The sequence below is a fragment of the Hydrogenophaga electricum genome, from assembly GCF_030160815.1.
Lineage (GTDB): Bacteria > Pseudomonadota > Gammaproteobacteria > Burkholderiales > Burkholderiaceae_C > Hydrogenophaga > Hydrogenophaga electricum.
On sequence record NZ_BSPB01000032.1, the window covers coordinates 17012 to 43217 of the forward strand.

Sequence of the window (26206 nt, forward strand, 5' to 3'; positions counted from 1 at the left end):
GAATGTCGCTCCCGCCGTCAGTCCCATGGCCTTTTTCCGTTTCCTCGCCTGATCGCCGCATGCCCCGCCCGACTGCCCAGAGATTTTCCTTGACCAATCAGTTGGGGTTGGGCGCCATGAGATTGCTGTCGCGCTGGCCGCTGGGCTGGGTGCGGGCCCTCGGGTGGCTGGGTGGCTGGGTGTTGTATGCGCTGGCCGGTCGTCGGCGACGCATCGCCGAAATCAACTGGGCGCTGTGTTTCCCCGAGGATGCGCCGGCAGCACGCCGGCGTGCCGTGCGGCGCCACTTTGTGCTGTTTTTTCAGGCCTGGCTCGACCGCAGCTGGCTGTGGGAGGCGTCGCCGGAAACGGTTCGGCGGCGTTTGCGGCTGGTTGGGGATCCGTCGGTGCTCGCGTCGTCCGAGCCGACCGTGCTGTTCGCGCCGCACTTCGTCGGCATGGACGCGGGCTGGATCGCGCTCACCGCCCTGGTCGATCGCAAATTCTGCGGCATCTACGCGCGGCAGCAGAACCCCGACATCGACCGCTGGATGGCGCGTGGGCGGCAGCGCTTCGGCGAGCCGCACATCGTGGCCAAGAATGCGGGCCTCAAAGCCATGGTTTCCGCTCTGCGGGCCGGGGAGCCGCTGTACCTGCTGCCCGACATGGACTATGGACCTCGCGATTCCGTGTTCGTGCCGTTTTTCGGGCAGACCGCCGCCACCATTCCTTCACTGTCGCGTTTTGCGCGCATGGCACGCGGGCGGGTGGTGCCGGTGGTGGCACGCATGACGCGCGATGGTTACGAGGTGACCGTGCATGCGCCCTGGGAGCACTTTCCCACTGACGACTTCGTGGCCGATACCGCCGAGATGAATCGGCGCCTGGAGGGGTTCATCCGGCTGCACCCCGAGCAGTATTACTGGGTGCACAAGCGTTTCAAGACGCGCCCGCCGGGCAGTCCGTCTCCTTACAGCTCGGACTGATCCGGTCGGTGCCTGGGCGCCGGGAGGGGCTCAGTCGGCCGAGTCCGGCGCTGTCGGCGGGGCCTCTGGTGCCGGTTGTGCAGCCGTGGCCGCATCGGCCCAGGCCCTGAGCAGCAGGGCCACGTCGTCCAGGCCCTGTTTCTTCAGGGCGGAAAACAGGCGCGCTTCGCCGCCACCGGACTGCAGGCGCGCGATCGACAGGGCCTTGGCGGCTTCGGCGCGGTTGAGCTTGTCCGCTTTGGTCAGCAGCACCAGGAATTTCAGGCCCTCGGCCACCCGGGGGCGGATCACGTCCAGCAGGGCTTCGTCCAGCTCGGTCAACCCCAGCCGCGGGTCGCACAGCAGCACCACGCCACACAGGTTGGGTCGGCTGACAAGGTAGTTGGCCATCACGCGCTGCCAGCGCAGTTTGGCAGCCTGAGGCACTGCGGCATAACCGTAGCCGGGCAGGTCGGCCAGCACGGCATCGGTCTGCCCTTGCTTGCCGAGCGCGAACAGGTTGATGCTCTGGGTCCGCCCCGGGGTTTTGGAGGCGAAGGCCAGGCGTTTTTGCTGGGTCAGTGTGTTGATGCAGGTCGATTTGCCCGCGTTGGAGCGGCCGACGAAAGCGATCTCGGGCACCTCCAGCGCAGGCAGGTGCTCCAGTTGCGGTGCCGTGGTGAGGAAGCGCGCCGTGTGCAGCCACCCGTGGGCGGCCTTGATATCGGCGGAAGAAGAGGGGATGGTGATCGATGGGGACATTGGGGTACCGGTCACCCATTGTAAAATCAGTTGGTTTGCCCGATTCCTCAACCGAATTCGTCGCCCGACCGACGCCCGCCCCCGAAATGAAAATTTCCGCTTCGCTCCTTTGCGCCGCTGCCGTGGCAGCCCTGTCGTTCAGCGCCCAGGCACAGGGTACGGCCAAGCCCGATCTGGCCAAGGGTTCGGCCCAGTACGGCCAGGTCTGTGTGGCCTGCCATGCGGCCGATGGCAATTCGACCACGCCGGAAAATCCCAAGCTGGCGGCCCAGCATCCGGAATACCTGGTCAAGCAGCTGCACGAGTTCAAGTCCGGCAAGCGCGACAACGCGATCATGAAGGGGTTTGCTTCCGCGCTGTCCGACGACGACATGCGCAACATCGGTTTCTGGCTGGCGGGCCAGCAGCCCAAGACGGGCGCAGCCACCGACAAGGATCTCGTCCGCCTGGGCGAGCGCATTTACCGCGGGGGCATTGCCGATCGGCAGGTGCCGGCCTGCGCAGGCTGCCACGGTCCTTCCGGTTCGGGCATCCCGGCGCAGTACCCGCGGCTGTCGGGCCAGCATGCGGTCTACACCGAGGCCCAGCTCAAGGCATTCCGCGATGGCGTGCGCAAGAACAATCCCCAGATGACCGGCGTGGCCGCCAAGATGAATGATCGCGAGATCAAGGCCGTGTCCGACTACATCGCCGGTCTGCGCTGATTCCGTTGTCGCGCGGGAGCCGGTGTGGTGCCCGCAGGGGCTGCCCGGTTGACCTTGATCAAAAGGGGCGGGTTTTCCATAGGACCATTGAACCGTCGCTTGTTCTGCGCATCCAACGGGGCGCGTTCCGGTCATCCGGGCGCGCCCTTTTTTCTGTCTGGCCTTTTTCATGACCGTTTCCACCCAAGGCTTGCGGCCCCGACGTCTGTCACCCCTGCTGCGCGACGTCACTGAACTGCTGTCTTCCATGCGGTTCGCGATCAGCTTGCTGACCGTGATCTGTATTGCCTCGGTGATCGGCACCGTGGTCAAACAGCACGAGCCCCTGAACAACTACGTCAACCAGTTCGGCCCGTTCTGGGCCGATGTGTTCGGGCGGGCCCATTTGTTCACGGTCTACAGCGCCTGGTGGTTCCTGCTGATCCTGGCTTTTCTCGTGGTAAGCACCAGCCTGTGCATCGCTCGCCACACGCCCAAGATCTTTGCCGATTTCAAGACCTACAAAGAGAACATTCGCGAACAGAGCCTGAAGGCCTTTCCGCACCGTGCGGAGGGCGCGTTGGGCGAAACGCCTGAGGCAGCAGCGAACCGCATTGGGCAGACCTTGCTGGGCGCGGGCTGGAAGGTCCGGCTGCAGTCGCGGGAACTGCCCGGTGGGCAGGGCTGGATGGTGGCGGCCAAAGCGGGGGCAGCTAACAAGATCGGCTATCTCGCGGCACACAGTGCCATCGTGCTGATCTGTATCGGTGGCTTGCTCGATGGCGATCTGGTGGTGCGCGCGCAGACCTGGTTCAACGGGAAGGAGCCGTTTCTGGGCGGTGGGCTGATCGCCGATGTGCCGGCCAAGCACCGGTTGTCGCCGGCCAACCCCACATTCCGTGGCAACCTGCTGGTGACCGAAGGCACCGCTTCGGGCACCGCGGTGTTGCCGCAGGCGCAGGGGGTGCTGCTGCAGGACCTGCCGTTTTCCGTCGAGTTGAAGAAGTTCATCGTCGAGTACTACGACACCGGTATGCCCAAGCTGTTTGCCAGCGACATCGTGATCCACGACCACGAGACGGGCGAGAAGCTGCCTGCGCGGGTCGAGGTGAACCACCCGGCCCAGTACAAAGGCATCAGCATCTACCAGTCGAGTTTTGACGATGGCGGTTCGCTCGTCACGCTGCAGGCGGTTCCTGTCAATGGGGCGGTCCAGCCGCTGGAGGTGTCCGGCACCATCGGCGGCTCGACCGCGATCTCCAACGGCGACCGCCAGCTGTCGCTCGAATACACGGGCCTGCGGGTCATCAACGTCGAGAACTTCAGCAACGATGCCGCGCAGTCCGGGGTCGATGTGCGCAAGGTGGACCTGCGCACCTCGATCGAGAGCCGTCTGGGCGCCGGGAACAAGACGGCGACCGAGCGCGTGCTGCGCAATGTCGGCCCCAGCATCACCTACAAGCTGCGTGATGCGGCCGGGCAGGCCATCGAATTCCACAACTACATGCTGCCGGTCCAGATCGATGGGGACCGCATGTTCCTGATGGGCATGCGTGAAACCCCGGCCGATCCCTTCCGCTATCTGCGCGTGCCCGCCGACGAGAACGACAGTCTGGACGGGTTTACCCGATTGCGTGCCGCGCTGGACGATCCGTCCCTGCGGACCGAGGCAATCCGGCGCTATGCCGTGGCCGCCGTCGAAGGCGGTCGGCCCGAACTGGCCGAGGCGCTGCGGGCATCGGCTACTCGGGCCATGGACCTCTTTGCCGGTGCCGAGGTGCCTCCGCGCCCCCCGCAGATGCCTCCGGGGCTGCCGGACGTGCGCGGGGGGCTCCAGGCCATTTCGGCTTTTCTGGAGGCCAACGTGCCGGAAGCCGAGCGGGAGCGGGCCAGCGATGTGCTCGTGCGCATTCTCAACGGCACACTCTTTGAGCTGATGCAGCTGTCGCGGGAAAAGGCCGGCCTGCCCCCGCTGGACCGTGGCGAGCAGACGCAGCGTTTCATGACCCTGTCTGTCATGAGCCTGAGTGACAGCTTCTTCTACCCGATGCCCATGGCGTTCCAGCTCAAGGATTTCACCCATGTGCAGGCCAGCGTGTTCCAGGTGGCGAGGGCGCCCGGGCAGAACATCGTCTATCTGGGCTGTGCCTTGCTGATCCTCGGGATTTTTGCCATGCTCTACGTGCGTGACCGGCGCCTGTGGGTCTGGCTCACGCCGGCCGGCGAAGGCGCGGATGCCCGCATGGCCCTGTCGACCAATCGCAAGACCATGGACGCGGACCGTGAGTTCGATGTCCTCAAGCGCCAGTTGTTGAAAGAAGCCCCATGAACACCGCCACCCGGACCATCGACCTCAAACGCGGCAAAGACCTTTCCGCCGGGCTGGAGCCTGGCTATTTCGCTCGTCGCGACCCCTGGGACTGGCTCTTCGCCCTGTTGGTGGTGGCGGGGGGGCTGTGGGCGTTTGCGCACTACCACGCGTCCATGGACATCTACGAAAAGTGGATTCTGGCCGGCACGGTGCCTTCGCTGATCTGGCTGGGCTGGTTCTGGCGCCCTTTGCGGGTGCTGATGGTGGTGGTGGCCGCGCTGTCGCTGCTGGCCATCTGGCTCTACCATGGCCCGGAAGGGCAGGCCGATCTGGCGCGGGGTGATCACGTCTTCCTGCTCAAATATTTCCTCTCCAGCCAGTCGGCCATTCTGTGGATGAGCATGCTGTTCTTCATGAGCACGGCGTTCTACTGGGGCGGCATGTTCATGCGCGACGGTCGGGGCGCCGCCTTTGAAGGATTGGGGTCCCGTCTGACCTGGGTGGCCGTGACGCTGGCGCTGGTGGGCACCATGGTGCGCTGGTTCGAAAGCCACCAGATCGGTCCGGATATCGGACACATTCCGGTCAGCAACCTCTACGAAGTCTTTGTGCTGTTCTGCTGGATGACGGCCGCTTTCTACCTGTACTACGAAGACCAGTACCGAACCCGCAGCATGGGCGCGTTTGCGCTGCTCGTGGTCAGTGCGGCGGTGGGCTTCCTGCTGTGGTACACGGTCGTGCGCGAAGCGCATGAAATCCAGCCACTGGTGCCCGCACTCAAGAGCTGGTGGATGAAGCTGCATGTGCCCGCCAACTTCATCGGCTATGGCACTTTTGCCATTGCCGCGATGCTGGGTTTTGCCTACCTGATCAAGCAAAGCGCCACGGAGACGCGCTGGTGGAAGCTGGCGCCGCTGTGGGTGCTGGGCGTGGTGCTGTGCTTCGAGCCCCTCGTGTTCCGCCAGGGAGCGACCGACAAGGGCGGCAGCTACTGGTTTGTCTACTTCGGGGTCTCCGCCCTCATCGTCGGCGGCATCCTGGCTGGCCGCCGCCGCATCGCTTCGCGTCTGCCGAGTTTCGAGGTGCTCGATGACGTGATGTACAAGGCCATTGCCGTGGGCTTTGCCTTCTTCACGATTGCCACCGTGTTGGGAGCGCTCTGGGCGGCCGAGGCCTGGGGCGGCTACTGGAGCTGGGACCCCAAGGAGACCTGGGCGCTGATCGTCTGGCTCAACTATGCCGCCTGGCTGCACATGCGGCTCATGAAGGGCTTGCGTGGCACTGTAGCGGCCTGGTGGGCGCTGGTCGGGTTGGCCATCACCACCTTCGCATTCATCGGCGTCAACATGTTCCTCTCCGGTCTGCACAGTTACGGGGCACTGTGACAGCGGGGGACCCGTTTTGCAGAAACTTGTAAGAATCTGCGGATTCGAACGACGACTGGAAAAGTCAGGAGTCCGCCATGATCATCCGTTCTGCCGATACCGGGTTCGAGCACCCCGTTCCCAGTGAGATCACGCCGCCAAGCGCCTACCTCGGGCGTCGTGAGTGGTTGCAACGGCTCGCCCTGGGGGCGGGCGGGGTGGCGCTTGCCACCTGGGCGGCGCGCGATGCGCTGGCGCAGGGGGCCGCTTCGCCGACCGGTTTGCCGCGGCTTGCTGCTCGACCATCTGCGGTGGCGGGTGCGCAGACCGTCGAGCGCGTGACTTCGTACGACCATGCCAGCAGCTACAACAACTTCTACGAGTTCGGCACCGACAAGTCGGACCCGGTGCAATATGCGGGGTCGATGAAGACGCGGCCCTGGACGGTGGCGGTCGAGGGCTTGGTGAACAAGCCGCAGGTACTGGGGATCGATGACCTGCTCAAGCTGGCACCGCTTGAAGAACGTGTCTATCGCCTGCGCTGTGTCGAAGGCTGGTCGATGGTGATCCCCTGGGTGGGCTATTCGCTGGCCGAGTTGATCCGCAAGGTCGAGCCGCAGGGGAGCGCCAAGTTCGTGGAGTTCACGACCCTGGCCGATCCTGGCACGATGCGTGGCGTGCGCGGGCGGGTGCTGGACTGGCCCTACATCGAAGGCCTGCGCATGGATGAGGCCCTGCATCCGCTGACCCTGCTGGCCGTGGGCATGTACGGCCAGGTCCTGCCCAACCAGAATGGCGCCCCGGTGAGACTGGTGGTGCCGTGGAAGTATGGCTTCAAGAGTGCCAAGAGCCTGGTGAAAATCCGCTTTCTCGAGCGCCAGCCAGTGAACTCCTGGGGACGTTCGGCGCCGCAGGAGTACGGCTTCTACTCCAATGTGAACCCGGACGTGCCGCATCCGCGTTGGAGCCAGGCCACGGAACGCCGGATTGGGGAGGAAGGCGGTCTGTTCGCCAAGCGGCGCAAAACTGAGCGCTTCAACGGCTATGAAGCCCAGGTGGGGGCGCTGTACGCCGGCATGGACCTCAAGACCTTTTACTGATGCGCTGGCTCGGCCATCCGGTGGTCAAGCCGGTGCTGTTCCTGTGGCTGCTGGCGCCGGCGGGCTACCTGTTCTGGGCTGCGCTGGCTGATCAGTTGGGAGCCAACCCGGCAGAAGCGCTTATCCGCTCTTTGGGGGACTGGGCTTTGCGCATGCTGGTGGCGGTGCTGGCGGTGACACCCTTGCGAGAGATCACCGGTTGGGCGGTGCTGGCGCGTTTTCGCCGGATGCTGGGGCTGTTCGTGTTCTTTTACGCCAGCCTGCACTGGGTGTCTTACGCGTGGTTCGACATGGGCTGGGAATGGTCCGACATCGTGTCCGACATCTACCGGCGGCCTTTCATCTTGGTGGGGACTCTGGCCTGGTTGCTGCTGCTGGCGCTGGCGGCAACGTCTTTCAACCGCGTGATCCGCTATCTGGGGGCCTTGCGTTGGCGAGCCCTCCACCGAGGGGTGTACGCCGTTGCGGTTCTGGCCATCCTGCATTTCTACTGGATGCGTGCAGGCAAAAGCGATTTCGCCGAAGTGGCTGTCTACGCTGTTTTGCTGGGCACGCTGCTGGCATGGCGCCTGTGGCGAAGGCGCCGCCGCTTAGCCCACTGAGGCGGGACTACTGCCCTTGCTGGGTGGTTTCTTCGATCACGTCGGCCGAGACCGGCGCCGCCGGCTTGATGGGCTGCCCTTGGGGCGCAGGCAGGTAGAGTGGGCCTTTTTGCCCACAGCCAGCCAGCAGCAACCCGGTGCAGAACAGGGCGGCCACAGCTGCCGAGCGCGTGAGGCTGTCCGGGGATCCTAGAATTTGGCGACGCTTCATGATGCAAGGATTGTAATGACCGACTCCGAATATCTCGACCACGCCGAAGCGCTTTTGCGCCGGGTGGAGCTGGCCTGCGACAGGCTGAACGACGTCACCGACGCCGATATCGACAATCAGCGTGTCGGGGGCATGATCACCCTCGTGTTCGCTGATCGCAGCCAGATCGTGATCAACCTGCAGAAGCCGCTGCACGAAGTGTGGATGGCGGCCAAGGCGGGCGGGTTCCATTACCGCTTTGACGGCACGGCTTGGGTCGATACCAAAGGACAAGGCGAGTTTTTCGCCGATCTGGACCGGCATGCTTCGGCGCAAGCCGGCCAGACCCTGGGGTTCTGAACCTGCTGCGCTTCGTGAAGTTCAGTTCCTGAAGAGGTCGATGATGCTTCGGCGTTCTTCGGCGTTCTGTCCTTGACTGCCAGAAGGGAAGGCGTTCTGGCCTTCTGTGGTGCCTTCCATTGAGGGCGTGCCCGGCCAGGGTTGTTCGTTCAGCCCAATGCCGTGCACACCGCGGCCGGGACCAAATTCCTCAAAGTACCACTCGCCCCCCACATTGATCACCCCCGGTGGCGGGCTGTACTCCGCCACGGGGACACCCTTGAGCGCTTCGCTCATGAAGCTGATCCATATCGGCAGGCTCAGGCCGCCACCGGTCTCCCGGCTGCCCAGGTTGCGAGGCGTGTCGTATCCCACCCAGGCCGCGGCGACGAGTGTGGGTTGGTACCCCACGAACCAGGCATCCACCGAGTCGTTGGTGGTGCCCGTTTTGCCATAGAGGTCGGGACGTTTGAGCGTGGCCTGCGCCCGCGCGGCCGTGCCCGAGCGGGTGATCTCCTGCAGCAGGCTGCTCGTCACGAAAGCGTTGCGGGCGTCGATGGCTCGCTGTCCCTCCTGGGGGGGGCGATCTGCCGTTTCGTAGATCACCTTGCCCCGGGCTTCGGTCACCCGCGTGATGATTGACGGGTTCACGCGATAGCCGCCATTGGCAAAAACGGCATACCCGGAAGCCATCTGCAAGGGTGTCACGGCACCAGCACCCAGTGCCATGGTGAGGTAGGGAGGGTGCCGGCTGGCATCAAAGCCAAAACGGGTGACCCATTGCTGGGCACTTTGTGTACCGATGAGCTGCAGGATCCGGATCGAGGCCATGTTCTTCGATCGGGCCAGCGCACGTCGCACGGACATCGGTCCCTCGAACTGCCCGTCATAGTTCTTGGGTTCCCAGGCCTTGCCACCGGTTTCGGTCGCACTGAAGAACAGGGGCGCATCGTTGACGATCGTCGCTGGCGTGACCCCTTTTTCCAGGGCGGCCGAATAAATGAAGGGCTTGAAGCTGGAGCCGGGCTGGCGCCAGGCTTGGGTGACGTGGTTGAACTTGTTCTTCTGGAAGTCGAAGCCACCCACCAGCGCCCGTATCGCCCCTGTTTGGGGGTCCATCGCCACGAAAGCCGATTCAACTTCAGGTTGCTGAGTGATGCGCCAGGCTTTCGGACCTGTCTGTATGACGCGAATGACTGCGCCAGGGCGGATGCGGATCTTCGGGGGCGCTTTGTCGGAAAGCCCTGAAGTGGCCGGCCTTAATCCGTCGCCAGTGATCTCGAAGGGTTCGCCGTCGTGGCGTACTGCCACAACCCGCCGTGAGTCGGCCGAAAGGACCACGGCCGACCACAGATCACCGTTGTCCGGATGCTCATTGAGGATGTCGTCGATGGCATCGTCGCGGGCGGCTGCATCCTGAGGCAGATCGATGAAGGCCTCGGGGCCGCGGTAGGCCTGGCGACGTTCATAGTCCATGACGCCCTGTCGGAGCGCTTTGTAGGCGGCTTGCTGGTCTACCGAGCGGATGCTGGTGGTGACCACCAGGCCTCGGGTGTAGACCTCATCTCCGTACTGAGACAGCATGGACTGCCGAACCATTTCCGCCACATATTCGGCTGCGACCTTGCCTTCCTTGGTCGCGGAGCGCAGCTTGAGCGGCTCTTCCCGTGCAGCCTCGGCCTGCTGGCGGGTGATGAAGCCGTTTTCAAGCATGCGATCAATGATGTAGAGCTGTCGCGTGCGGGCTCGCTTGGGGTTGGAGATTGGGTTGAAGGCAGACGGCGCCTTGGGCAGGCCGGCGAGCATGGCCGCCTCCGCGACCGTGACGTTTTTCAGGTCTTTGCCAAAATAAGTCTGCGCCGCAGAGGCGAAGCCATACGCACGCTGACCGAGAAAGATCTGGTTCATGTAGATCTCAAGAATTTGCTCCTTGGTCAGCTGGTGTTCGAGCTTGAACGTCAGAAGGATCTCGTAGATCTTTCGGGTGTAGCTTTTCTCTGCAGACAGGTAGACGTTGCGGGCCACCTGCATGGTGATGGTGGAGCCGCCTTGGCTTTTGGCCTGGCCCAGATTGGCCAGTGCCGCGCGGACCATGCCGCGGTAGTCGACCCCGCTGTGTTCGAAGAAACGGGCGTCTTCAATGGACAGCACCGCTTGCTGCATGACCAGCGGAATCTCCTTGATGGGCAGCAGATTTCGCCGCTCTTCGCCAAATTCGCCGATAAGATCGCCGTCGGCTGTGAGGACGCGCAGAGGCAACTTGGGCCGGTAGTCGGCCAAGTCGGCGACTTCGGGCAGATTGGGATAGGCAATGGCCAGCGCGACGCCCACAGCAAGCACAATGCTGAGAGCGCCGGCCGCAGCCAACCCCAGCGCCCATGCTGCAGCAAGTCCCAGCCAGGCTGTCCAGCGGCGACGGGAGTGGGGGACAGTGGCGGGTTTGGAGGACGAAGAGGAGGGGTCTTGAGGCATGGGTCGGTCTCTGTTGTCGCATTATAAAAATCTGCGACGTGGCGGAGGTCACACTGGTGGATGCGAAGCCTGTCTCAGTGTGCAGGTTTCCCGTATGCTTTTGACAACGTTTCGATTTGTAGAGTTGTCGATAAATCTTTGCTGCTCAAAGGGCTTGCTGCTAGCATTGAAGTGAAACCTTAAGTCTGGCGTGCTGCCAGCCTGTATTTTTTTGGGGGCCGCCTTGATATCACTGGGGTCTATTTTCAGCCGGGAGCCTGCGTCGCTGCTCGGCATCGATGTCAGTTCATCCAGTGTCAAGCTTGTGGAGCTGGGTCGTACTCGGGCCGGCGACTTCGTTCTGGAACGCTGTGCCATTGAGCCTCTTGAGCGAGGCTGGATCTCCGACGGCAACATCGAAAAGTTTGATGAAGTGGCCGATGCCATCCGACGGGTGGTGCGCAAGAGTGGCAGCAAGACCAAGCAGGTGGCGATGGCCTTGCCTGCATCGGCGGTGATCACCAAAAAGATCATCTTGCCGGGTGGTCTGTCTGAAAAAGAACTGGAAGCGCAGGTTGAGTCCGAAGCGAATCAATACATTCCGTTCTCGCTGGACGAGGTGAGCCTGGATTTTTGCGTCATGGGCCCCAGCACCACATCCATTGGGGATGTGGAAGTGCTGATCGCGGCTTCGCGCAAAGAGAAGGTGTCTGATCGTCAGGGGTTGGCCGAGGCTGCGGGTCTCAAGCCTGTGATCATGGACGTTGAGTCCTATGCGTCCCGCATGGCTGCCAGTCGCGTCATCGAGTCGCTGCCCAATCAAGGTGTGGACTCCCTGGTGGCGCTGTTTGAGGTCGGCTCGGTGACCACGGGTATGCAGGTTATCCGCAACGAAGAAGTGGTGTACGAGCGCGACCAGGCCTTTGGGGGGGCGCAGCTGACCCAACTGATCGTGCGCCAGTATGGCTTTTCTGCCGATGAGGCTGAAGCCAAAAAACGCTCTGGCGAGTTGCCGGAAGACTACGCGACGGCGGTTCTCAATCCGTTTCTGGAGAACATGGCTCAGGAGATCGGTCGGGCGCTGCAGTTCTTCTTCACGAGTACCCCGTATAACCGGGTGGATCACATTCTTCTAGCAGGAGGTAGCGCTTCCTTGCCGGGCTTGAAGGAGGCCGTGACGCACCAGACCTCCTTTGCCTGTATGGTGGTCAACCCGTTCGAGGGAATGGATATCGCTTCCGGGGTGCATGCTCGCAAAATTGCGCGTGAAGCGCCTTCGTACCTGACATCGACCGGCCTTGCGCTGCGAAGGTTCCACCAATGATTCTCATCAACCTATTGCCGCACCGTGAAGCGGCCAGGAAGAAGCGCAAGGAGCAGTTCTTCACGCAACTGGGCTTGTCTGCTTTGCTGGGGGGGCTGATTTGTGGTGCTGTCTACACTTGGTATCAGGGGCAGATCGCCGCCCAGGAAAACCGCAACAATTTCCTGCGGGCTGAGATCAAGAAGCTGGAAGCAGAAATCAAGGACGTCGCAACTCTGGAGGCTCAGATAGCCTCCTTGCGGGCCAGACAGACTGCTGTAGAGGATTTGCAGGCTGACCGGAATCTGCCCGTGCATCTGTTGGAGGAACTGGTGCGTCAGTTGCCTGATGGCGTCTACCTCAGCTCCATGAAGCAGGAGAACCTCAATGTGCTGTTGTCGGGCTCCGCTCAGTCTCAGGAGCGGGTGTCGGAACTGTTGAGGAACCTGGGCAATGCCAGCCAGTGGCTTGCGCGCCCGGAGCTGGTGGAGATTGTGGCGGCAAATGTCGGGCCGAAGGGGGATCCGCGCCGCGTTTCGAACTTCACGATCCGGGTGACACTGGTGAGGCCCTCGTCCAATGTCAACAAGACTGGGGTCTCCGCCGCCCCTGCTGCCAAGGGCTGAAGGGAACGTCATCTTGGCAAAGAACCTGAAATTCAATCCGGACATGGGCGCTGTCGTGCGCAATCTGCGGACGCAGTTCGTGGGATTGGACCCTAATGACCCCTCTCAATGGCCGGCACTGCCCAAGTACCTGCTTTATGTGCTGGTCTGCGTCCTCGTAATCGTGGGTATGTGGTTCGCACTGATCAAATCGGTGGACGAGACGCTGGAACAGGAACGGTCAACCGAGTTGAGTTTGCGTGCTGACTACAAGAAGAAAGTGGCGCAAGCTGTCAGTCTTGAAGAACTGAAGAAGCAGCTGGAGCAGGTGCAGCAGTATGTGACCCAACTGGAAAAGCAACTGCCGAGCAAATCGGAAATGGATGCATTGCTGTCCGATATCAATCAGGCAGGGCTGGGAAGAAGCCTGCAGTTTGAGCTGTTTAAGCCGGGTCAAGTCTCTGTCAAACAATACTATGCCGAGTTGCCGATTACCGTGCGTGTGACGGGTCGGTATCACGACATCGGGATGTTTGCCGCGGACATTGCCAATCTTTCGCGGATTGTGACACTGAATAATCTGACCTTGTCGCCGGTGAAAGACCGAGATGGTTTGCTGACCATGACCTGTATTGCCAAAACCTTCCGTTACTTGGATGAGGCTGAGGTGGCGGCTTCCGAGCAAGCGAACAAGCCGAAGTCCAACGCCAAAGGTGGCAAAAAATGAGCAGAGTGCGCCAATTCACTTTGCTGAGCATGGCCTGTGTTGCCACGATGGTGTTGTCCGGGTGCTCTTCGTCGGATCAGCCCGATCTTCGGGCTTGGATGGTGGCTGAACGGAGTTCCGTCAGGCCCAAATTGCAACCGATCTCCGAGCCCACACGCTTTCAGCCGCAGAACTACACGGTGGCAGATACGTTGGATCCCTTTGCAAACGAAAAGCTCGAGGCTGTTCTGCGAGGTGCTCAGGCTGGTGGTGAAGCTCGATCAGCGTTGCTGGAGGCCGAGTTGAATCGGCGCAAAGAACCTTTGGAGGACTATCCCTTGGATGCCATGAAAATGGTTGGGAGCCTAATCCGACAAGGGCAGCCAGTGGCTCTTCTCAAGGTCAACAACCTGCTGTATCAGGTTAAGACTGGCAATTACATCGGCCAAAACTACGGTCGTATCCAGAAGATCTCTGAGTCGGAAATTGTGCTGAGGGAAGTGGTGCAGGACCCTGGAGGGGAGTGGGTCGAGCGGCCTGCGACGTTGCTATTGCAAGAGGAATCATCTAAATGAAAACGACCTATCCCTTGGACACTCTGCAATCTGCCAAAAGCAGCCGATTTCTGATCAGTTTGGTGGCGGGGATGGCATTGGCCGCTGCCGGTGTCTGTGCGCATGCGCAGAATGCCATCAAAGCCGTGACAGGGACGTCTCAAGGCGGCTCAGAGGTGGTTCGCATTGAATTGGCCGAGGCCTTTTCGGGCGCGCCCTCGGGTTTTGTCATCCAGTCGCCGGCGCGCGTGGCCTTGGATCTGCCGGGCGTGATCAATGGACTGGGGCGCAGTGCGATCGATATCAATCAGGGCAATGTCCGGTCTGCCAATGTGGTGCAAGCGGGTGATCGAACACGGGTCGTGATCAATCTCAAGCAACCGGCCAACTATGTGACAAAAAGCGACGGCAAATTTTTGCTGGTGGTGCTCGACAGTCCACAAGCTGCTGGTCAAGTGCCCTCGCCGGTGACCTCTTTTGCTGCATCGACACCTGTGGCAGCGAATACTGCCTCTGCGATTCGTGACATTGATTTCCGTCGGGGTACCGATGGGGCGGGGCGTGTGGTGGTGGAGCTTGGCAGCAGTCAAGTTGGGGTTGACATTCGTCAGCAGGGTCAGAATCTGGTGGTGGAGTTCCTCCAGAGCAATCTGGCCGAGGGTCTGCGTCGCCGTTTGGACGTGACCGATTTCGGCACCCCTGTGCAATCGATCGTCAGCAGCCAGACCGGAGACCGTGTCCGTATGGTGGTGACGCCACGTGGCAACTGGGAGCATTCGGCGTATCAGAGCGACAACCAGTTCGTGCTGGAGGTTCGGGAGCAGAAGGTTGACCCGACCAAGTTGACGCAGGGCCCGGGCTACAACGGCGAAAAACTCTCACTGAACTTCCAGAACATCGAGATTCGTTCGCTGTTGCAGGTAATTGCTGATTTCACCAATTTCAATGTGGTGACCTCTGACTCGGTTTCGGGTTCGCTGACTCTGCGCCTCAAGGATGTTCCCTGGGATCAGGCACTTGATATCATCTTGCAGGCCAAGGGACTCGACAAGCGCAAGACGGGAAATGTCTTGTGGATTGCACCGAAAGATGAAATTGCTGCACGTGAAAAGCAGGATCTGGAGGCACGTGCTGCTCTGGAGAATCTGGAAATTTTGCGCACGCAAGGCTTTCAGCTGAACTATGCGAAGGCAGGCGACATTGCCACGCAGCTGACCTCGGCTGGGACGGGTGGTGGATCCTCTCGCATTCTGTCTGCCAGGGGCAGCGTGATTGCCGAGCCGCGTACCAATCAGCTGTTTGTTACCGATGTGCCTGCCAAACTGGAGCAGATTCAGCAGTTCATCACCAAATTGGATGTGCCCGTTCGGCAGGTGCTCATTGAGGCCCGCATTGTGGAGGCGGATGACCGGTTCAGTCAGTCGATCGGCGTTCGGCTTGGAGGGGCGGATCTGCGGGGCGTGCGAGGGGGTGAGGCGGGCTATCCTGTTGCCGGTGTCAATCGCGTTGCCTTGGGAGGGAGTTACGATGCCGTAGCCACCACTACTGGACAATCGTCTGCCGCGTTGACAAACAACAATACCAGCTTTATCAATCTGCCTTCGACGGGGGCCAACGGTTTCAGCGCTGCCAGTTTTGCGGTGTCGTTGTTCAGTTCGGCTGCCAATCGCTTTTTGAACCTGGAGCTCTCGGCATTGGAGGCTGATGGACGCGGTAAGGTGGTGTCGAGTCCGCGCGTTGTGACAGCGGATCAGGTGACTGCTCTGATCGAACAAGGGACGGAGTTCCCCTACCAGTCGGCAACTTCCAGTGGTGCGACGGCGGTTTCCTTCCGGAAAGCGAATTTGAAGTTGGAAGTCACCCCTCAAATCACTCCGGAAGGCGGCATTATTCTGGATGTTGACGTGAACAAGGATTCGCGTGGGGAAACGACCACTGCTGGCATTGCCATCAATACCAAACACGTGAAGACTCAGGTTCTGGTAGAGAACGGCGGTACGGTCGTGATTGGCGGTATCTTCGAACAGACCGAGACCAACGATATCACCAAGGTGCCCCTGCTTGGTGATGTGCCGGTTGTTGGAAATTTGTTCAAAAATCGCAGCAAAACCACGAATAAGTCGGAGTTGCTGGTATTTATCACGCCGCGGACTATTTCGGATCGTGGTGTTTCGCGCTGAATTCAGACTTAGCAGAGAATTGAATTATGCAAAAATTGTTTTTGATTACCTCGTTGACGTTGATGGGCTTGCTTTCGGCATGTGGTGGTGGCGGCGAAAATGCAGGAGATGCAACTGAGTTTTCTGTCAATCCCAAAGAGGTGGATTGGAGCTCGCTGCAGACCGAGTGCGATAAGGGTTCTGGCGGCCGCGCCTTGCAGGCAACAAGCGTTCATGTGATTAATGGAGGTGTTCCTCCATTTAGGGTTATATCGAATTTCCCGGGTTCAATTTATGTTGATGGCGCTTCCGCGAAAGAGCTTTCTGGGAAGAATCCGAGATTTGAGATCTCAACATATGTTTCTCATTGTAAGGCGTCATATTCGGTGACGGTTCTTGACTACCATTCGCAAATGGTTTCTGTTGAAATCAAGGTTGATCCTCAGGAATGATCTTGTTGGCTATATTTTTGAATGCCCGCTGAAAGAGTTGAATTTGTATCTTTAGTCGGCCTTCCTGGATCAGGAAAATCAACCATTGGCCGGCATCTTGCCCGTCGTCTGGGCGTCCCTTTTCAAGACTCCGATCACGTGATCGAGCAGCGGATAGGCTGCTCGATCCGTACGTTTTTTGAGCGGGAGGGGGAGGAGCGCTTCCGGGATTTGGAACAACAGGTTCTGGCAGAGCTCACGACCGGCAGCGGCCGCGGTGTGCTGTCTACCGGTGGTGGATCGGTGCTTCGTGAAGCCAATCGGGTACAACTCAAGCAGCATTGCCAGGTGATCTATCTGCGCGCTTTGCCCGAGGATGTGTATCGTCGGTTGCGCCACGACAGAAATCGACCGCTGCTGCAGGTGGATGACCCGCTGCAGCGGCTGAAGGATCTTTTTGCGGCCAGGGATCCGCTCTACCGGGATGCGGCCCATTACGTCGTCGACACGGGAAGGCCTTCCGTGGCGACTCTGGTCAACATGATCATGATGCAGCTGGATCTGGGTAGCAGCCCAGGGCCGTCCGCTGCAGGCGAAGCGCCTTCGCCGACGGCATCCTGAGGGCTGGCATGGCGGGATACACTCCCGGGCCATGACTGATCCCTCTCTCCCGACCCCGGCAGAGCCTGTGGTCCGCATCGATCTTGGTGCCCGCAGCTACGACATCCGCATTGGCCAGGGGCTGCTGGCATTGGCCGGCAGTTACGACGCGCTGCCCAGGGCCGCATCGGCGCTGATTGTGACCAACACCACGGTCGCGCCGCTGTACGCAGAGACACTTCGACGGGCGATTTCGCCGCTCTATACACAGGTGCTGACGGTAACGCTGCCTGATGGCGAGACCCACAAGACGTGGGAGACACTGAACCTCATTTTTGATGCGTTGTTGGCGCATGGTTGCGACCGCAAGACCGTGCTCTACGCGCTGGGCGGTGGCGTGGTGGGCGACATGACGGGGTTTGCCGCCGCCAGCTATATGCGCGGTGTGCCTTTCGTGCAGGTGCCGACCACCTTGCTGGCGCAAGTGGATTCGTCGGTGGGCGGCAAGACGGCGATCAACCATCCGCTGGGAAAGAACATGATCGGCGCTTTTTACCAGCCCGAGCGTGTGATTTGCGATCTGGACGTGCTCGCGACCTTGCCCCCGCGGGAGCTGTCGGCAGGAATGGCCGAGGTCATCAAGTACGGGCCCATTGCCGACATGGTGTTTCTGGACTGGATCGAGCAGCATCTCCCCGCACTCATGGCTCGCGAGCCTGTGGCCCTTGCGCACGCGGTTCGCCGCAGTTGCGAAATCAAGGCCGATGTGGTGGGGCAGGATGAGCGCGAATCGGGCTTGCGCGCCATCCTCAATTTCGGTCACACCTTCGGCCACGCGATCGAGGCGGGCCTGGGCTATGGTGAGTGGCTGCATGGCGAAGCGGTCGGGTGCGGCATGGTGATGGCCGCCAGGCTTTCGCAGGCGGTCGGTTTGGTGGACGCGGCCTTTGTGGATCGCCTGATCGGCATCATTGCCCGAGCGGGTCTGCCCACGGTGGCGCCGGTGCTCGACCCGGTCGACAACGCCGGCCGCTACCTGGCCTTGATGCGTCTGGACAAGAAGGCCGAAGCGGGCGCCATCCGCTTTGTGCTGATCGACGGTCCGGGGCGGGCGGTGATGCGCGCCGTCCCCGACGAACTGGTGGTGCAGGTCATCAAGGCCAGCACCGCCCCGGCGACACCCGCATGAGCCCGCTGGCGCGCTGGGCCTGTGACCCCGCTGCCAGCCGCGGCCGACGATTTCCCGAGCCGGAAGCACCGACGCGCACCGCTTTCCAGCGCGATCGCGACCGGGTCATCCATTCCACGGCCTTTCGCCGGCTGGTTTACAAGACCCAGGTGTTCCTCAATCACGAAGGGGACTTGTTTCGCACGCGGCTGACGCATTCGCTCGAAGTGGCCCAGCTCGGGCGCAGCATTGCGCGCTCGCTCGGCCTCAACGAGGATCTGGTGGAGGCGATCGCGCTGGCGCACGACCTCGGGCACACCCCTTTCGGTCATGCCGGTCAAGACGCGCTTAACGCCTGTCTGCGCGCGCACGCGCCGGCCGGCGCGGACGAGGCGGCCTGGACTTTCGAACACAACCTGCAGAGCCTGCGGGTGGTCGACCGGCTGGAGGAACGCTACCCTGCCTTCGACGGGCTGAACCTGTGTTTTGAAACGCGGGAAGGCATCCTCAAGCATTGCTCGCGGGCGAATGCGCGACACCTGGAGGCGCAGGAGCCGAACGGCGTGGCGCACCGGTTTCTGCACGGCGGCTCGCCGTCGCTCGAAGCGCAACTGTGCAACCTCGCCGACGAAATCGCCTACAACGCGCACGACATCGACGACGGGGTGCGTTCTGGGCTGCTGTCGCTCGACCAACTGGCCGATGTGCCGCTGTTCGAGCGCTACCGTCGCAAGGCCCTGGCCTCTCACCCGGATCTGGGCGGGCGGCGGCTGCTGTTCGAGTCGATCCGTCTCATGCTCAGCGATCAGGTCTACGACGTCATCGACACCAGCCGTGCCCGCGTCGATGCGGCTGGCGTGGACAGCGTGGCCGCGGTGCGCGCGGCATCGCCGCTGGTGGCGTTTTCCGAGGTGATGCGGGCCGAGTCGCAGGTGCTCAAACGCTTTCTGTTCCGCAACCTGTACCGCCATCCTCAGGTGACGGCCACCACCGAACGCGCGCGCAGCGTGATCACCGAGCTGTTCGACTGTTACCTCCAGGCGCCCGAAGAAATGTCGGACGCGCAGACCCGCTCGCAGGGGAATGCCCGCTCAGTGGCCGATTTCATCGCCGGCATGACCGACCGTTTTGCCATTCGCGAGCACCAGCGGCTGACCGGGCGGGAGCTGTTTCCATGAAGCCGGCCGATTCACCCGCGGCCCGTGCTTCGCTGGTGGTGCTGCTCGGGGTCTGTGCGGCGCTGCACGTGGGCAAGCTGCCGGTGGCCATTCCGGCCCTGCAGCAGTCGCTCGGTCTGACGCTGGTACAGGGTGGCTTTCTGCTGTCTCTGCTGCAACTGGCGGGCATGACGCTTGGTTTGCTGATCGGTCTGCTGGCCGACCGCATGGGGCCGCGGCGGGTGATGCTGGCCGGTCTGCTGTTGTTGGGGCTGGGCAGTGCGGCGGGGGCGTTGTCGGGCACGGTGGCGGCGCTGCTGGCCACGCGGGTGCTCGAAGGCGTGGGCTTTCTGCTCACGGTGCTGCCGGCGCCGGGTCTGATCCGGCGTCAGGTGGTCGACAACCCGGCCGCGCTGGCGCGGGCGCTGGGCTGGTGGGGGGCCTACATGCCCGTGGGCATGGCCCTGGCGCTGCTGGCGGGGGCGCCGGCGGTGGTCCTCTGGGGCTGGCCGGCTGTCTGGGCGGTGCTGGCTTTGCTGGCCTGGCTCGGGGCCTGGGCCTTGTGGCGCTGGATCGGGCCGGATGCGGCGCCGGCGGCGGGCGCGGGCAGCACCGACACGCTCGGGCAGTGTCTGCGGCGAACGCTGCGTGCGCCGGGGCCGTGGTTGCTGGCCGTGGGGTTCCTCATGTATTCCGGCCAGTGGCTGGCGGTCGTCGGCTTCCTGCCGACGATCTACCACGCGGCCGGTTTTGGCGCCACGGCGGTGGGGCTGCTCAGTGCCCTCGCCGCTGGTGTCAACATGGTGGGCAACGTGAGCGCCGGGCGCCTGCTGGCCCGGGGTGTGCCGCCCGGCTGGCTGATGGCCGGCGGATACGTGGCGATGGCGCTCGGCGCCTTGCTGACCTTCACCATGACCGGGTGGCCGCTGTTGCAGTACGCCAGCGTGCTGCTGTTCTCTGCCCTGGGCGGCTGGGTGCCGGGCACGCTGTTCGGTCTGGTCGTGCGCCTCACGCCAGGTGAGGACACCGTGTCCACCACGGTCGGCTGGATGCAGCAGTTGTCAGCGATGGGGCAGTTCCTGGGGCCGCCGTTGGTGGCCTGGGCCGCCACGCAATGGGGTGGGTGGCAGTGGACCTGGGTGATCACCGGCACCTGTTCGCTGGTGGGCATCGGCCTGGCCTGGCAGGTGCAAAGCCAGTTGCGCCGGGCGCGCTGAAGACGCGCCCCAGCCCTCAGGCATTGGGTGGTCGGCGTGATGCCCGCCAGGCATCGACCGACCAGCGCTCCATGCCGACCAGGGCCAGCGTGGCCAGCAGCACGCCCCAGGTGATGTGCTGTTGCAGCGCGGCCGGGGCGATATCGGCCAGGCTCAGTACCGCCACCACGTTCACCACCGAAAGGCCCAGCGCGGCGAACCGGCCTGCCAGTCCGAGCACCAGCAGCACGGGCAGGCCGATTTCTCCCGCGGTACCCAGCAGCGCGGCGAGCGCAGGCGGCAGCAGCGGGACGTGGTACTCCTCGGTGAACAGCAGCAAGGTCGTGTCCCAGTCGCGGAGTTTGGTGAGCCCGGACAGAAAGAACACCTGGGCCACGTACAGCCGCGCCGCCAGTGCGGCCCACGGGCGCAGGCTATCCAGGAGGCTGGCGATGGCTTGCCAGGCGTGGTGAAGAGGGGTTGAACGCGTTGGAGAGGTCATGGGGATACCGCTGGCTGAAGGTGGGGTAAGGGGTGGACGCCGATGACCCAGCCGGCTGCGATGGCGCTTTGCAGCCAGGTGCCCAGATCGAAGACAGGACCGGGTGCCGGTGCGCTGGCAGCATCCAGCGCGTCCAGCACGCTGCCGCCGGCGAGCGTGCTGCCCAGCATCGCGACGGTGCCCGGCGAAGTGGCCGCCTGTCGGGGTTGGAAGCCCTGGCGCCAGACCAGCACCGTTTCTCCCGCGCCGGCGCGCAGGCGTTCGCCGGCTTCGGCCAAGGTGGGCATGCCGTCCAGATGCGCGCCCAGGATGCTGGCCACCGGGTACCGGCTGCCCAGGAGCTGGGTGCCGGGAGCCAGCCGCAGGGCGAGCAGGGAAGGGTCTTCGGTGACCAGGCGGGTGATGCTGGCCAGATCGGTGGGCTGGTCCGGCGCGCTGGCGGCTTCGTGCAGGGCCCATTCGGCGCGGGCGACGTCGGCCAGATAGGGCAGCGCGGCCAAAGCGGGGTTCTGAGCAATCCACGCGGGCAAGGCCTGTCCCCAATGGGCAAGGTCGCCCCGGGTCGGTGGATGCGCGTGCCAGAGGGCCCGGGCCATGGCGTGAAGTGTCGCTTCGCCCACCAGCTGGCCGACCACCGGGTAGGCGGCCTGGAGGGTCCTTTCGGCCAGGGCATGGCCGTTGGCGCGATAGGCTTGCAGGCCGCGTTCGCTCTGGGGATGCGCGACCCCCAGAGCCAGCAAGGCCGCGGCGCTGACCACCGCTTCATCGCTGCCGGGGTGGGCCATCAGCGCCCGCACCAGTTGTTGCTGCCGGGCTGCGAGGGTTGGGCGTGCGGTGTTCATGCGGTGACCGCCGGCGTGAGAGGCGCTGCAGACTGCGGGGTCAGGGATTCGCAGGCCCTGAGGCGCGCCAGGCGGGCCTCGTCCAGCAGCACCGCCAGGTCGGGCACCCCGGTGTCCCACTCGATCAGGGTGGGGGCGTTGGCAAAGCGCCGCTGGGCATGGGCGTACAGGGCCCAGACCGGTTCGCTCACGCGGCTGCCGTGGTCGTCGATGACGATGTCCCCCAGATCGGCGTGCCCTGCCAGGTGCAGCTCGGCCACGTGCGCGGGGTGAATCTGGTCGATCCAACGCTGCGCGGCGGCGACCGGGTCGGCATTCTCGCCCCGGTATTGGGCGTTGCGGGCGTTCACGAAGACGTTGTTCACGTCGACGAGCAACTGGCAGCCGCTGCGGGTGGCCAACTGGTTGAGAAACGTGGGTTCATCCATCTCGGCATCGCGCCACTGAAAGCAGGCCGAGAGGTTTTCGATGGCCAGCGGGCGCTGCAGGGCATCCTGTGCCTGCTGCACGTTGTCGATCAGCACCCGCAAGGCCGCGTGCGTGAAAGGCAGGGGCAGCAAATCGGCGGCGTGCACCGTCTGGCCGCCGAGGAGGGCACGGGCAAACGCCGCGTGGTCGCTGACCCGCACGGGTTCGATCTGGCACACCAGCTGTTTCAATTGGGCCAGGTGCCAGGGGTCCAGCCCCTGGGCAGCGCCCAGCGAAAGCCCCACGCCGTGCAGACTGATGTCACAGTGCGCCCGGCCCGCTTCCAGCACAGCGCGCGAGGCGCCGCCCGGGGCAAAAAAGTTCTCGCTGTGGACTTCCAGGAAGTCCAGAGGCGGACGCTCCTGCAGAACCTGCTGGTAGTGGGCATGGCGCCAGCCGATGCCCACCGGTGGCGGCGCGGGGAAGTCGGCTGGCAGGCGCATGGCCGGGCTCAGGACTTCTTGGGCATGGCCATCTTGGCGTCGTCGGCCGTCATGCCGCCCATCTGCTGGCAGGTGCCGGCAGCCACGTATTTCCAGTCGCCCTTGTCGTTGTCCATCTTGGCCTGCCCGGCGCAGGAATGGGTGCCGGCAAGATTGGCACAGTCGTTCTGGCCGGCTTTGGCCACGCCGTAGCACTTTTCCTTGGCCGTGTTCTGGGCCAGGGCGGCCGTGGACAGGACCGACAGCGAGGCGAGGGAAACGGCGGCAGCGGCGATGAGTTGGCGTTGGTTCATGATGGCTCCTGAAAGGTGGGGGAGGGGGTGATCAACCGGGTGGCAAACACCGACCGGTTGGGCATCTGTCGCCGCCTGGACGGGTTTCTTACACCCGGGCTGAAAGAAATGCGTGCCGATGCCGACCATTGCCCATCAGCCCTACACTGCCTCCGGGACCTGTTTTCATGACCGCGCTTTCCCTCGATGACTTTCAGCAGCAGTTGCTGGCCCAGCGCAGCTACCTGCTGCGTTATGCCCGGCTGCAACTGCGCAACGATGCCTGGGCCGAGGACGCCGTGTCCGAAACCCTGCTCGCCGCGCTGGACCGGCCGCAAGCGTTCGGCCAGCGCGCCCAGCTCAAGACCTGGCTCGTGGCCATCCTCAAACACAAGATCGTGGATGCCCTGCGGCAACGCCGTCGCGAAGTGGTGTGGGCCGACGGTTCGCCCGATGGCGAGGCAGACCCCATGGCAGACATGCCCTTTGCGGCCGACGGGCACTACTCCCAGGCGCCGGCCGAATGGGGCAATCCGGAGCAAGACCTGCGCAGCCGCCAGTTCATGGCGATCCTGGAGGCCTGCACCGAGAAACTGCCTCCCGTGCAGGGCCGGCTGTTCCTGATGCGCGAATGGCTGGAGCTGTCGAGCGACGAGATCTGTCAGGAGCTGTCGCTGACCCCGTCCAATCTGTACGTGCAACTGCATCGCGCACGCTTGCGGCTGCGCGAATGCCTGGAACTGAACTGGTTTGCCGGAGGTGCCGCCGCATGAAGCCCAGCTATCCCTTGCGACGCACCTGCCAGGAGGCCACGGCGCTGATGGTGGCCCGCGAAGACCGTGATCTGCCCTGGGCCGAACGGCTGGCTTTGCGGCTGCACCTGGCGGTGTGCCAGGCCTGCCCCCGCTTCGAGCGTCAGATGCTCACCATGCGCAACGCCATGCGGCAGTGGCGCCACTACAGCGATCACGACGGTGACGAGCGCTGAGGCGCCGGCCCGTGGCCGTGCTGGCGGTGCTCAGCCCAGCAACGCCTGGGCGAACTCGCGTGCGTCGAAGGTTTCCAGGTCTTCGAGCTTTTCGCCCACGCCGATGAAGTAGACCGGCACCGGGCGCTCCCGGGCGATGGCGCAGATCACGCCGCCCTTGGCGGTGCCGTCCAGCTTGGTGATGACCAGGCCGGTCAGTTGCAGCGCTTCGTCGAAAGCCTTGACCTGGGCCAGGGCGTTCTGGCCGGTGTTGCCGTCGATGACCAGCAGCACCTCGTGCGGGGCCGTGGCGTCGGCTTTCTGCACCACGCGCCGGATCTTGCGCAGCTCTTCCATCAGGTGCAACTGCGTGGGCAGGCGGCCGGCTGTGTCGACCAGCACCACGTCCTTGCCGCGGGCCTTGCCGGCACTCACGGCGTCGAAGCTCACCGCGGCCGGATCGCCGCCTTGCTGGGTGACGATTTCCACCGTGTTGCGATCGGCCCAGACCGCCAGCTGCTCGCGCGCGGCCGCCCGGAAAGTGTCGGCCGCAGCGAGCAGCACCGAAGCGCCTTCCTGCGCCAGGTGCCGGGTCAGCTTGCCAATGGACGTGGTCTTGCCGGCGCCATTCACCCCGGCGACCATGATCACCGTGGGTTTGTGTTCACCGATGACCAGCGGCTTCTGCAGCGGCGCCAGCAGATTGGCAATCGCCTCGGCCAACAGCCCCTTGACGGCGGCCGGATCGGTGGTCTTGCTGTCCTTCACGCGCTTCTTCAGGTCGTCCAGCAGGTACTGCGTGGCCTGGACGCCGGTGTCGGCCATGAGGAGCGCGGTTTCGAGTTCCTCGTAGAGCGCATCGTCGATCTGCGTGCCGGTGAACACCGTGGCGATGCTGGTGCCGGTCTTGCGCAGGCCATTCTTGAGGCGGTCGAGCCAGCTCTTGCGCTCCGGGACGGGCGCTGCGGGTGCCGGGGGCGTGGCGACCGCTGCGGGAGGGGACGTCTCCGCCACAACGTCGGGCACGGCCGGCGGGGGCGCGATGGGCGGCGCAGGCAGCTCCGGCGCGGCGGGCGTGGGCTGAGGAACGGGGGCGGATGTCTTTTTGCGGAAGAACGAGAACATTTTTCGAACTCTAGTATCTTCCCCATTCTATGAAACGTGCTTTTCAAGGCGCCCGAGACGGCGTACCGGCCCTGGGGCCGACAGGGTGGCTGCGGGGGCCTGCGGTCGCGCTGATGGGGGTAATGGCGTTCTGCCTGGCGGTGCTGGCGCCCGCACAGGCGGCCGAAAACCCGCCCGCGGTGCAGCGCTACACGCTGTCCAATGGCATGACACTGATCGTGCGGCCCGATCACCGGGCGCCGACCGTGGTGCACATGCTCTGGGTCCGCGTGGGGTCCATGGACGAGGTCGACGGCGCCAGCGGCATTGCCCATGTGCTGGAGCACATGATGTTCAAAGGCACGCCCGATCTGGCGCCCGGCGAGTTCTCTCGCCGTGTCGCGGCCCTGGGCGGCCGCGAAAACGCCTTCACCACCTCGGACGCCACGGCCTACCACCAGCAGGTGGCGCGGGAGCATCTGGAGGCGGTGATGCGGCTGGAGGCCGACCGTTTCGAGCGCAACCGCTGGGACGACGACGCCTTCCGCAAGGAGATCGAGGTCATCAAGGAAGAGCGCCGGCAGCGGGTGGAAGAGTCGCCCCGCGCCCGCATGTTCGAAGCCCTCAACGCCACCATGTACCTGACCAGCCCGTACCGGCGCCCGGTGATCGGCTGGATGGGCGACCTGGTGTCGCTGACGCCGCAGGAAGTGCGGGAATTCCGCCAGCGCTGGTACGTGCCGGGCAACGCTGCGGTGGTGATCGCTGGCGACGTGGAGCCCGAGCGCGTGCGCGCCCTCGCCGAAGCCCTCTACGGGCGCATTCCGGCGCGCGAGGTGCCGGCGCGCAAACCGCGCGACGAAGTGGCCCAGCAGGGGCCGCGCCAGCTGACCTACCGGGCACGGGCCGAGCAGGCGCTGGTCGCGCTGGGCTGGCAGACGCCCCAGTGGGCCGGGCCGGCGGCGCAGGACGCCGGCAGCCAG

At 63.6% G+C, this 26206-nt stretch carries 28 protein-coding genes; 20 read left to right on the top strand and 8 right to left on the bottom strand.

All coding sequences use genetic code 11. The features are described from left to right. Positions 1 to 59 precede the first annotated feature (59 nt). Positions 60 to 965: a lysophospholipid acyltransferase family protein gene (locus QQK43_RS16150; RefSeq protein WP_284308557.1), complete on the top strand. Its 906-nt coding sequence runs from the start codon at positions 60 to 62 to the stop codon at positions 963 to 965. Between the two features lie 30 nt (positions 966 to 995). On the opposite strand, the gene yihA is transcribed toward QQK43_RS16150, so the two are convergent. Then, positions 996 to 1706 (bottom strand): ribosome biogenesis GTP-binding protein YihA/YsxC, encoded by a 711-nt coding sequence (gene yihA / locus QQK43_RS16155; protein ID WP_234266625.1) that lies wholly within the window; start codon positions 1704 to 1706, stop codon positions 996 to 998. 86 nt (positions 1707 to 1792) lie between these two features. Here yihA and QQK43_RS16160 point away from each other — a divergent pair, with 86 nt between their 5' ends. The 5 genes from QQK43_RS16160 to msrQ all read left to right on the top strand — a co-directional run bounded on the left by QQK43_RS16160 (position 1793) and on the right by msrQ (position 7766). Continuing rightward, on the top strand, positions 1793 to 2410 hold the full coding sequence (locus QQK43_RS16160) for a c-type cytochrome (protein ID WP_234266626.1): 618 nt from the start codon (positions 1793 to 1795) through the stop codon (positions 2408 to 2410). 169 nt (positions 2411 to 2579) lie between these two features. After that, positions 2580 to 4718: a cytochrome c biogenesis protein ResB gene (locus QQK43_RS16165; protein ID WP_284308558.1), complete on the top strand. Its 2139-nt coding sequence runs from the start codon at positions 2580 to 2582 to the stop codon at positions 4716 to 4718. Continuing rightward, the gene (gene ccsB / locus QQK43_RS16170; RefSeq protein ID WP_234266628.1) at positions 4715 to 6085 is read left to right on the top strand and encodes a c-type cytochrome biogenesis protein CcsB; all 1371 of its coding nucleotides are present in this window, start codon (positions 4715 to 4717) and stop codon (positions 6083 to 6085) included. Before QQK43_RS16165 ends, ccsB begins: the two co-directional genes overlap by 4 nt. 77 nt (positions 6086 to 6162) lie before the next feature. Beyond that, positions 6163 to 7164, top strand: coding sequence for a protein-methionine-sulfoxide reductase catalytic subunit MsrP (msrP, locus tag QQK43_RS16175; RefSeq protein ID WP_284308559.1), 1002 nt, complete (start codon positions 6163 to 6165; stop codon positions 7162 to 7164). Next, a complete protein-coding gene (gene msrQ / locus QQK43_RS16180; RefSeq protein WP_284308578.1) occupies positions 7161 to 7766 on the top strand; it encodes a protein-methionine-sulfoxide reductase heme-binding subunit MsrQ in 606 nt (201 codons plus the stop codon). The genes msrP and msrQ overlap by 4 nt, the downstream gene beginning before the upstream one ends. 7 nt (positions 7767 to 7773) lie before the next feature. On the opposite strand, the gene lptM is transcribed toward msrQ, so the two are convergent. After that, positions 7774 to 7977, bottom strand: coding sequence for an LPS translocon maturation chaperone LptM (gene lptM / locus QQK43_RS16185; protein ID WP_284308561.1), 204 nt, complete (start codon positions 7975 to 7977; stop codon positions 7774 to 7776). Positions 7978 to 7992: 15 nt separating this feature from the next. On the opposite strand from lptM, the gene cyaY reads away from it, so the two are divergent. After that, positions 7993 to 8316 carry an iron donor protein CyaY gene (cyaY, locus tag QQK43_RS16190; RefSeq protein ID WP_284308562.1) on the top strand — a complete coding sequence of 108 codons (324 nt, stop codon included), beginning with the start codon at positions 7993 to 7995 and terminating at the stop codon, positions 8314 to 8316. Positions 8317 to 8337: 21 nt separating this feature from the next. Here cyaY and QQK43_RS16195 read toward each other — a convergent pair whose 3' ends face one another. Continuing rightward, a complete protein-coding gene (locus tag QQK43_RS16195; RefSeq protein ID WP_234266633.1) occupies positions 8338 to 10767 on the bottom strand; it encodes a penicillin-binding protein 1A in 2430 nt (809 codons plus the stop codon). A gap of 223 nt (positions 10768 to 10990) precedes the next feature. Between QQK43_RS16195 and QQK43_RS16200 the strand changes: the two genes are divergently transcribed. The 10 genes from QQK43_RS16200 (at position 10991) to QQK43_RS16245 (ending at position 20646) form a co-directional block, all read left to right on the top strand. Continuing rightward, positions 10991 to 12070, top strand: coding sequence for a pilus assembly protein PilM (locus QQK43_RS16200; protein WP_234266706.1), 1080 nt, complete (start codon positions 10991 to 10993; stop codon positions 12068 to 12070). Next, positions 12067 to 12675, top strand: coding sequence for a PilN domain-containing protein (locus QQK43_RS16205; protein ID WP_284308565.1), 609 nt, complete (start codon positions 12067 to 12069; stop codon positions 12673 to 12675). The genes QQK43_RS16200 and QQK43_RS16205 overlap by 4 nt, the downstream gene beginning before the upstream one ends. A 13-nt stretch (positions 12676 to 12688) precedes the next feature. Then, positions 12689 to 13381, top strand: coding sequence for a type IV pilus inner membrane component PilO (locus tag QQK43_RS16210; protein WP_284308566.1), 693 nt, complete (start codon positions 12689 to 12691; stop codon positions 13379 to 13381). After that, entirely contained in the window at positions 13378 to 13935 is a 558-nt protein-coding gene (locus tag QQK43_RS16215; protein ID WP_284308567.1) for a pilus assembly protein PilP, read from the top strand. Before QQK43_RS16210 ends, QQK43_RS16215 begins: the two co-directional genes overlap by 4 nt. A gap of 71 nt (positions 13936 to 14006) precedes the next feature. Further along, a complete protein-coding gene (locus QQK43_RS16220) occupies positions 14007 to 16094 on the top strand; it encodes a type IV pilus secretin PilQ (protein WP_284308579.1) in 2088 nt (695 codons plus the stop codon). A 26-nt stretch (positions 16095 to 16120) separates the two neighbouring features. Continuing rightward, on the top strand, positions 16121 to 16525 hold the full coding sequence (locus QQK43_RS16225; RefSeq protein WP_284308568.1) for a hypothetical protein: 405 nt from the start codon (positions 16121 to 16123) through the stop codon (positions 16523 to 16525). Between the two features lie 21 nt (positions 16526 to 16546). Next, positions 16547 to 17125: a shikimate kinase gene (locus tag QQK43_RS16230; RefSeq protein ID WP_284308569.1), complete on the top strand. Its 579-nt coding sequence runs from the start codon at positions 16547 to 16549 to the stop codon at positions 17123 to 17125. A gap of 31 nt (positions 17126 to 17156) precedes the next feature. Beyond that, a complete protein-coding gene (gene aroB, locus QQK43_RS16235) occupies positions 17157 to 18293 on the top strand; it encodes a 3-dehydroquinate synthase (RefSeq protein WP_284308570.1) in 1137 nt (378 codons plus the stop codon). Then, on the top strand, positions 18290 to 19450 hold the full coding sequence (locus tag QQK43_RS16240; protein ID WP_284308571.1) for a deoxyguanosinetriphosphate triphosphohydrolase: 1161 nt from the start codon (positions 18290 to 18292) through the stop codon (positions 19448 to 19450). The genes aroB and QQK43_RS16240 overlap by 4 nt, the downstream gene beginning before the upstream one ends. Continuing rightward, positions 19447 to 20646 carry an MFS transporter gene (locus QQK43_RS16245; RefSeq protein ID WP_284308572.1) on the top strand — a complete coding sequence of 400 codons (1200 nt, stop codon included), beginning with the start codon at positions 19447 to 19449 and terminating at the stop codon, positions 20644 to 20646. The genes QQK43_RS16240 and QQK43_RS16245 overlap by 4 nt, the downstream gene beginning before the upstream one ends. Positions 20647 to 20662: 16 nt before the next feature. Here QQK43_RS16245 and QQK43_RS16250 read toward each other — a convergent pair whose 3' ends face one another. From QQK43_RS16250 to QQK43_RS16265, 4 genes are read right to left on the bottom strand one after another with little or no spacing between them, the layout of a single operon-like run. Beyond that, on the bottom strand, positions 20663 to 21127 hold the full coding sequence (locus QQK43_RS16250) for a DoxX family protein (RefSeq protein ID WP_234266642.1): 465 nt from the start codon (positions 21125 to 21127) through the stop codon (positions 20663 to 20665). After that, on the bottom strand, positions 21124 to 21969 hold the full coding sequence (locus tag QQK43_RS16255; RefSeq protein ID WP_234266643.1) for an HvfC/BufC N-terminal domain-containing protein: 846 nt from the start codon (positions 21967 to 21969) through the stop codon (positions 21124 to 21126). The genes QQK43_RS16250 and QQK43_RS16255 overlap by 4 nt, the downstream gene beginning before the upstream one ends. Further along, a complete protein-coding gene (locus QQK43_RS16260; protein WP_234266644.1) occupies positions 21966 to 22880 on the bottom strand; it encodes an MbnB/TglH/ChrH family RiPP precursor modification enzyme in 915 nt (304 codons plus the stop codon). The genes QQK43_RS16255 and QQK43_RS16260 overlap by 4 nt, the downstream gene beginning before the upstream one ends. A gap of 8 nt (positions 22881 to 22888) precedes the next feature. Then, positions 22889 to 23173 (bottom strand): BufA1 family periplasmic bufferin-type metallophore, encoded by a 285-nt coding sequence (locus QQK43_RS16265; RefSeq protein ID WP_234266645.1) that lies wholly within the window; start codon positions 23171 to 23173, stop codon positions 22889 to 22891. Positions 23174 to 23340: 167 nt separating this feature from the next. Here QQK43_RS16265 and QQK43_RS16270 point away from each other — a divergent pair, with 167 nt between their 5' ends. Further along, entirely contained in the window at positions 23341 to 23925 is a 585-nt protein-coding gene (locus QQK43_RS16270) for a sigma-70 family RNA polymerase sigma factor (RefSeq protein WP_284308574.1), read from the top strand. Then, positions 23922 to 24140: a zf-HC2 domain-containing protein gene (locus tag QQK43_RS16275; RefSeq protein ID WP_284308575.1), complete on the top strand. Its 219-nt coding sequence runs from the start codon at positions 23922 to 23924 to the stop codon at positions 24138 to 24140. Before QQK43_RS16270 ends, QQK43_RS16275 begins: the two co-directional genes overlap by 4 nt. A gap of 30 nt (positions 24141 to 24170) precedes the next feature. Here QQK43_RS16275 and ftsY read toward each other — a convergent pair whose 3' ends face one another. Beyond that, positions 24171 to 25244, bottom strand: a complete 1074-nt coding sequence (gene ftsY, locus QQK43_RS16280) for a signal recognition particle-docking protein FtsY (protein ID WP_284308576.1) — start codon at positions 25242 to 25244, stop codon at positions 24171 to 24173. 122 nt (positions 25245 to 25366) lie between these two features. On the opposite strand from ftsY, the gene QQK43_RS16285 reads away from it, so the two are divergent. Continuing rightward, positions 25367 to 26206: M16 family metallopeptidase (locus QQK43_RS16285; protein WP_284308580.1), on the top strand; the 840-nt coding region annotated here is incomplete at its 3' end.

Excerpts from the sequence above, each read along its gene's own strand:
- QQK43_RS16250 (WP_234266642.1), bottom strand. The coding sequence starts at position 21,127 with ATGACCTCTCCAACGCGTTCAACCCCTCTTCACCACGCCTGGCAAGCC.
- QQK43_RS16275 (WP_284308575.1), top strand. The coding sequence starts at position 23,922 with ATGAAGCCCAGCTATCCCTTGCGACGCACCTGCCAGGAGGCCACGGCG.
- QQK43_RS16215 (WP_284308567.1), top strand. The coding sequence starts at position 13,378 with ATGAGCAGAGTGCGCCAATTCACTTTGCTGAGCATGGCCTGTGTTGCC.
- QQK43_RS16195 (WP_234266633.1), bottom strand. The coding sequence starts at position 10,767 with ATGCCTCAAGACCCCTCCTCTTCGTCCTCCAAACCCGCCACTGTCCCC.
- QQK43_RS16150 (WP_284308557.1), top strand. The coding sequence starts at position 60 with ATGCCCCGCCCGACTGCCCAGAGATTTTCCTTGACCAATCAGTTGGGG.
- QQK43_RS16165 (WP_284308558.1), top strand. The coding sequence starts at position 2,580 with ATGACCGTTTCCACCCAAGGCTTGCGGCCCCGACGTCTGTCACCCCTG.
- ftsY (WP_284308576.1), bottom strand. The coding sequence starts at position 25,244 with ATGTTCTCGTTCTTCCGCAAAAAGACATCCGCCCCCGTTCCTCAGCCC.
- QQK43_RS16230 (WP_284308569.1), top strand. The coding sequence starts at position 16,547 with ATGCCCGCTGAAAGAGTTGAATTTGTATCTTTAGTCGGCCTTCCTGGA.
- msrP (WP_284308559.1), top strand. The coding sequence starts at position 6,163 with ATGATCATCCGTTCTGCCGATACCGGGTTCGAGCACCCCGTTCCCAGT.
- QQK43_RS16160 (WP_234266626.1), top strand. The coding sequence starts at position 1,793 with ATGAAAATTTCCGCTTCGCTCCTTTGCGCCGCTGCCGTGGCAGCCCTG.
- QQK43_RS16255 (WP_234266643.1), bottom strand. The coding sequence starts at position 21,969 with ATGAACACCGCACGCCCAACCCTCGCAGCCCGGCAGCAACAACTGGTG.
- QQK43_RS16270 (WP_284308574.1), top strand. The coding sequence starts at position 23,341 with ATGACCGCGCTTTCCCTCGATGACTTTCAGCAGCAGTTGCTGGCCCAG.
- ccsB (WP_234266628.1), top strand. The coding sequence starts at position 4,715 with ATGAACACCGCCACCCGGACCATCGACCTCAAACGCGGCAAAGACCTT.
- QQK43_RS16245 (WP_284308572.1), top strand. The coding sequence starts at position 19,447 with ATGAAGCCGGCCGATTCACCCGCGGCCCGTGCTTCGCTGGTGGTGCTG.
- QQK43_RS16205 (WP_284308565.1), top strand. The coding sequence starts at position 12,067 with ATGATTCTCATCAACCTATTGCCGCACCGTGAAGCGGCCAGGAAGAAG.
- yihA (WP_234266625.1), bottom strand. The coding sequence starts at position 1,706 with ATGTCCCCATCGATCACCATCCCCTCTTCTTCCGCCGATATCAAGGCC.
- lptM (WP_284308561.1), bottom strand. The coding sequence starts at position 7,977 with ATGAAGCGTCGCCAAATTCTAGGATCCCCGGACAGCCTCACGCGCTCG.
- QQK43_RS16240 (WP_284308571.1), top strand. The coding sequence starts at position 18,290 with ATGAGCCCGCTGGCGCGCTGGGCCTGTGACCCCGCTGCCAGCCGCGGC.
- aroB (WP_284308570.1), top strand. The coding sequence starts at position 17,157 with ATGACTGATCCCTCTCTCCCGACCCCGGCAGAGCCTGTGGTCCGCATC.
- QQK43_RS16260 (WP_234266644.1), bottom strand. The coding sequence starts at position 22,880 with ATGCGCCTGCCAGCCGACTTCCCCGCGCCGCCACCGGTGGGCATCGGC.
- QQK43_RS16265 (WP_234266645.1), bottom strand. The coding sequence starts at position 23,173 with ATGAACCAACGCCAACTCATCGCCGCTGCCGCCGTTTCCCTCGCCTCG.
- QQK43_RS16220 (WP_284308579.1), top strand. The coding sequence starts at position 14,007 with ATGGCATTGGCCGCTGCCGGTGTCTGTGCGCATGCGCAGAATGCCATC.
- cyaY (WP_284308562.1), top strand. The coding sequence starts at position 7,993 with ATGACCGACTCCGAATATCTCGACCACGCCGAAGCGCTTTTGCGCCGG.
- QQK43_RS16225 (WP_284308568.1), top strand. The coding sequence starts at position 16,121 with ATGCAAAAATTGTTTTTGATTACCTCGTTGACGTTGATGGGCTTGCTT.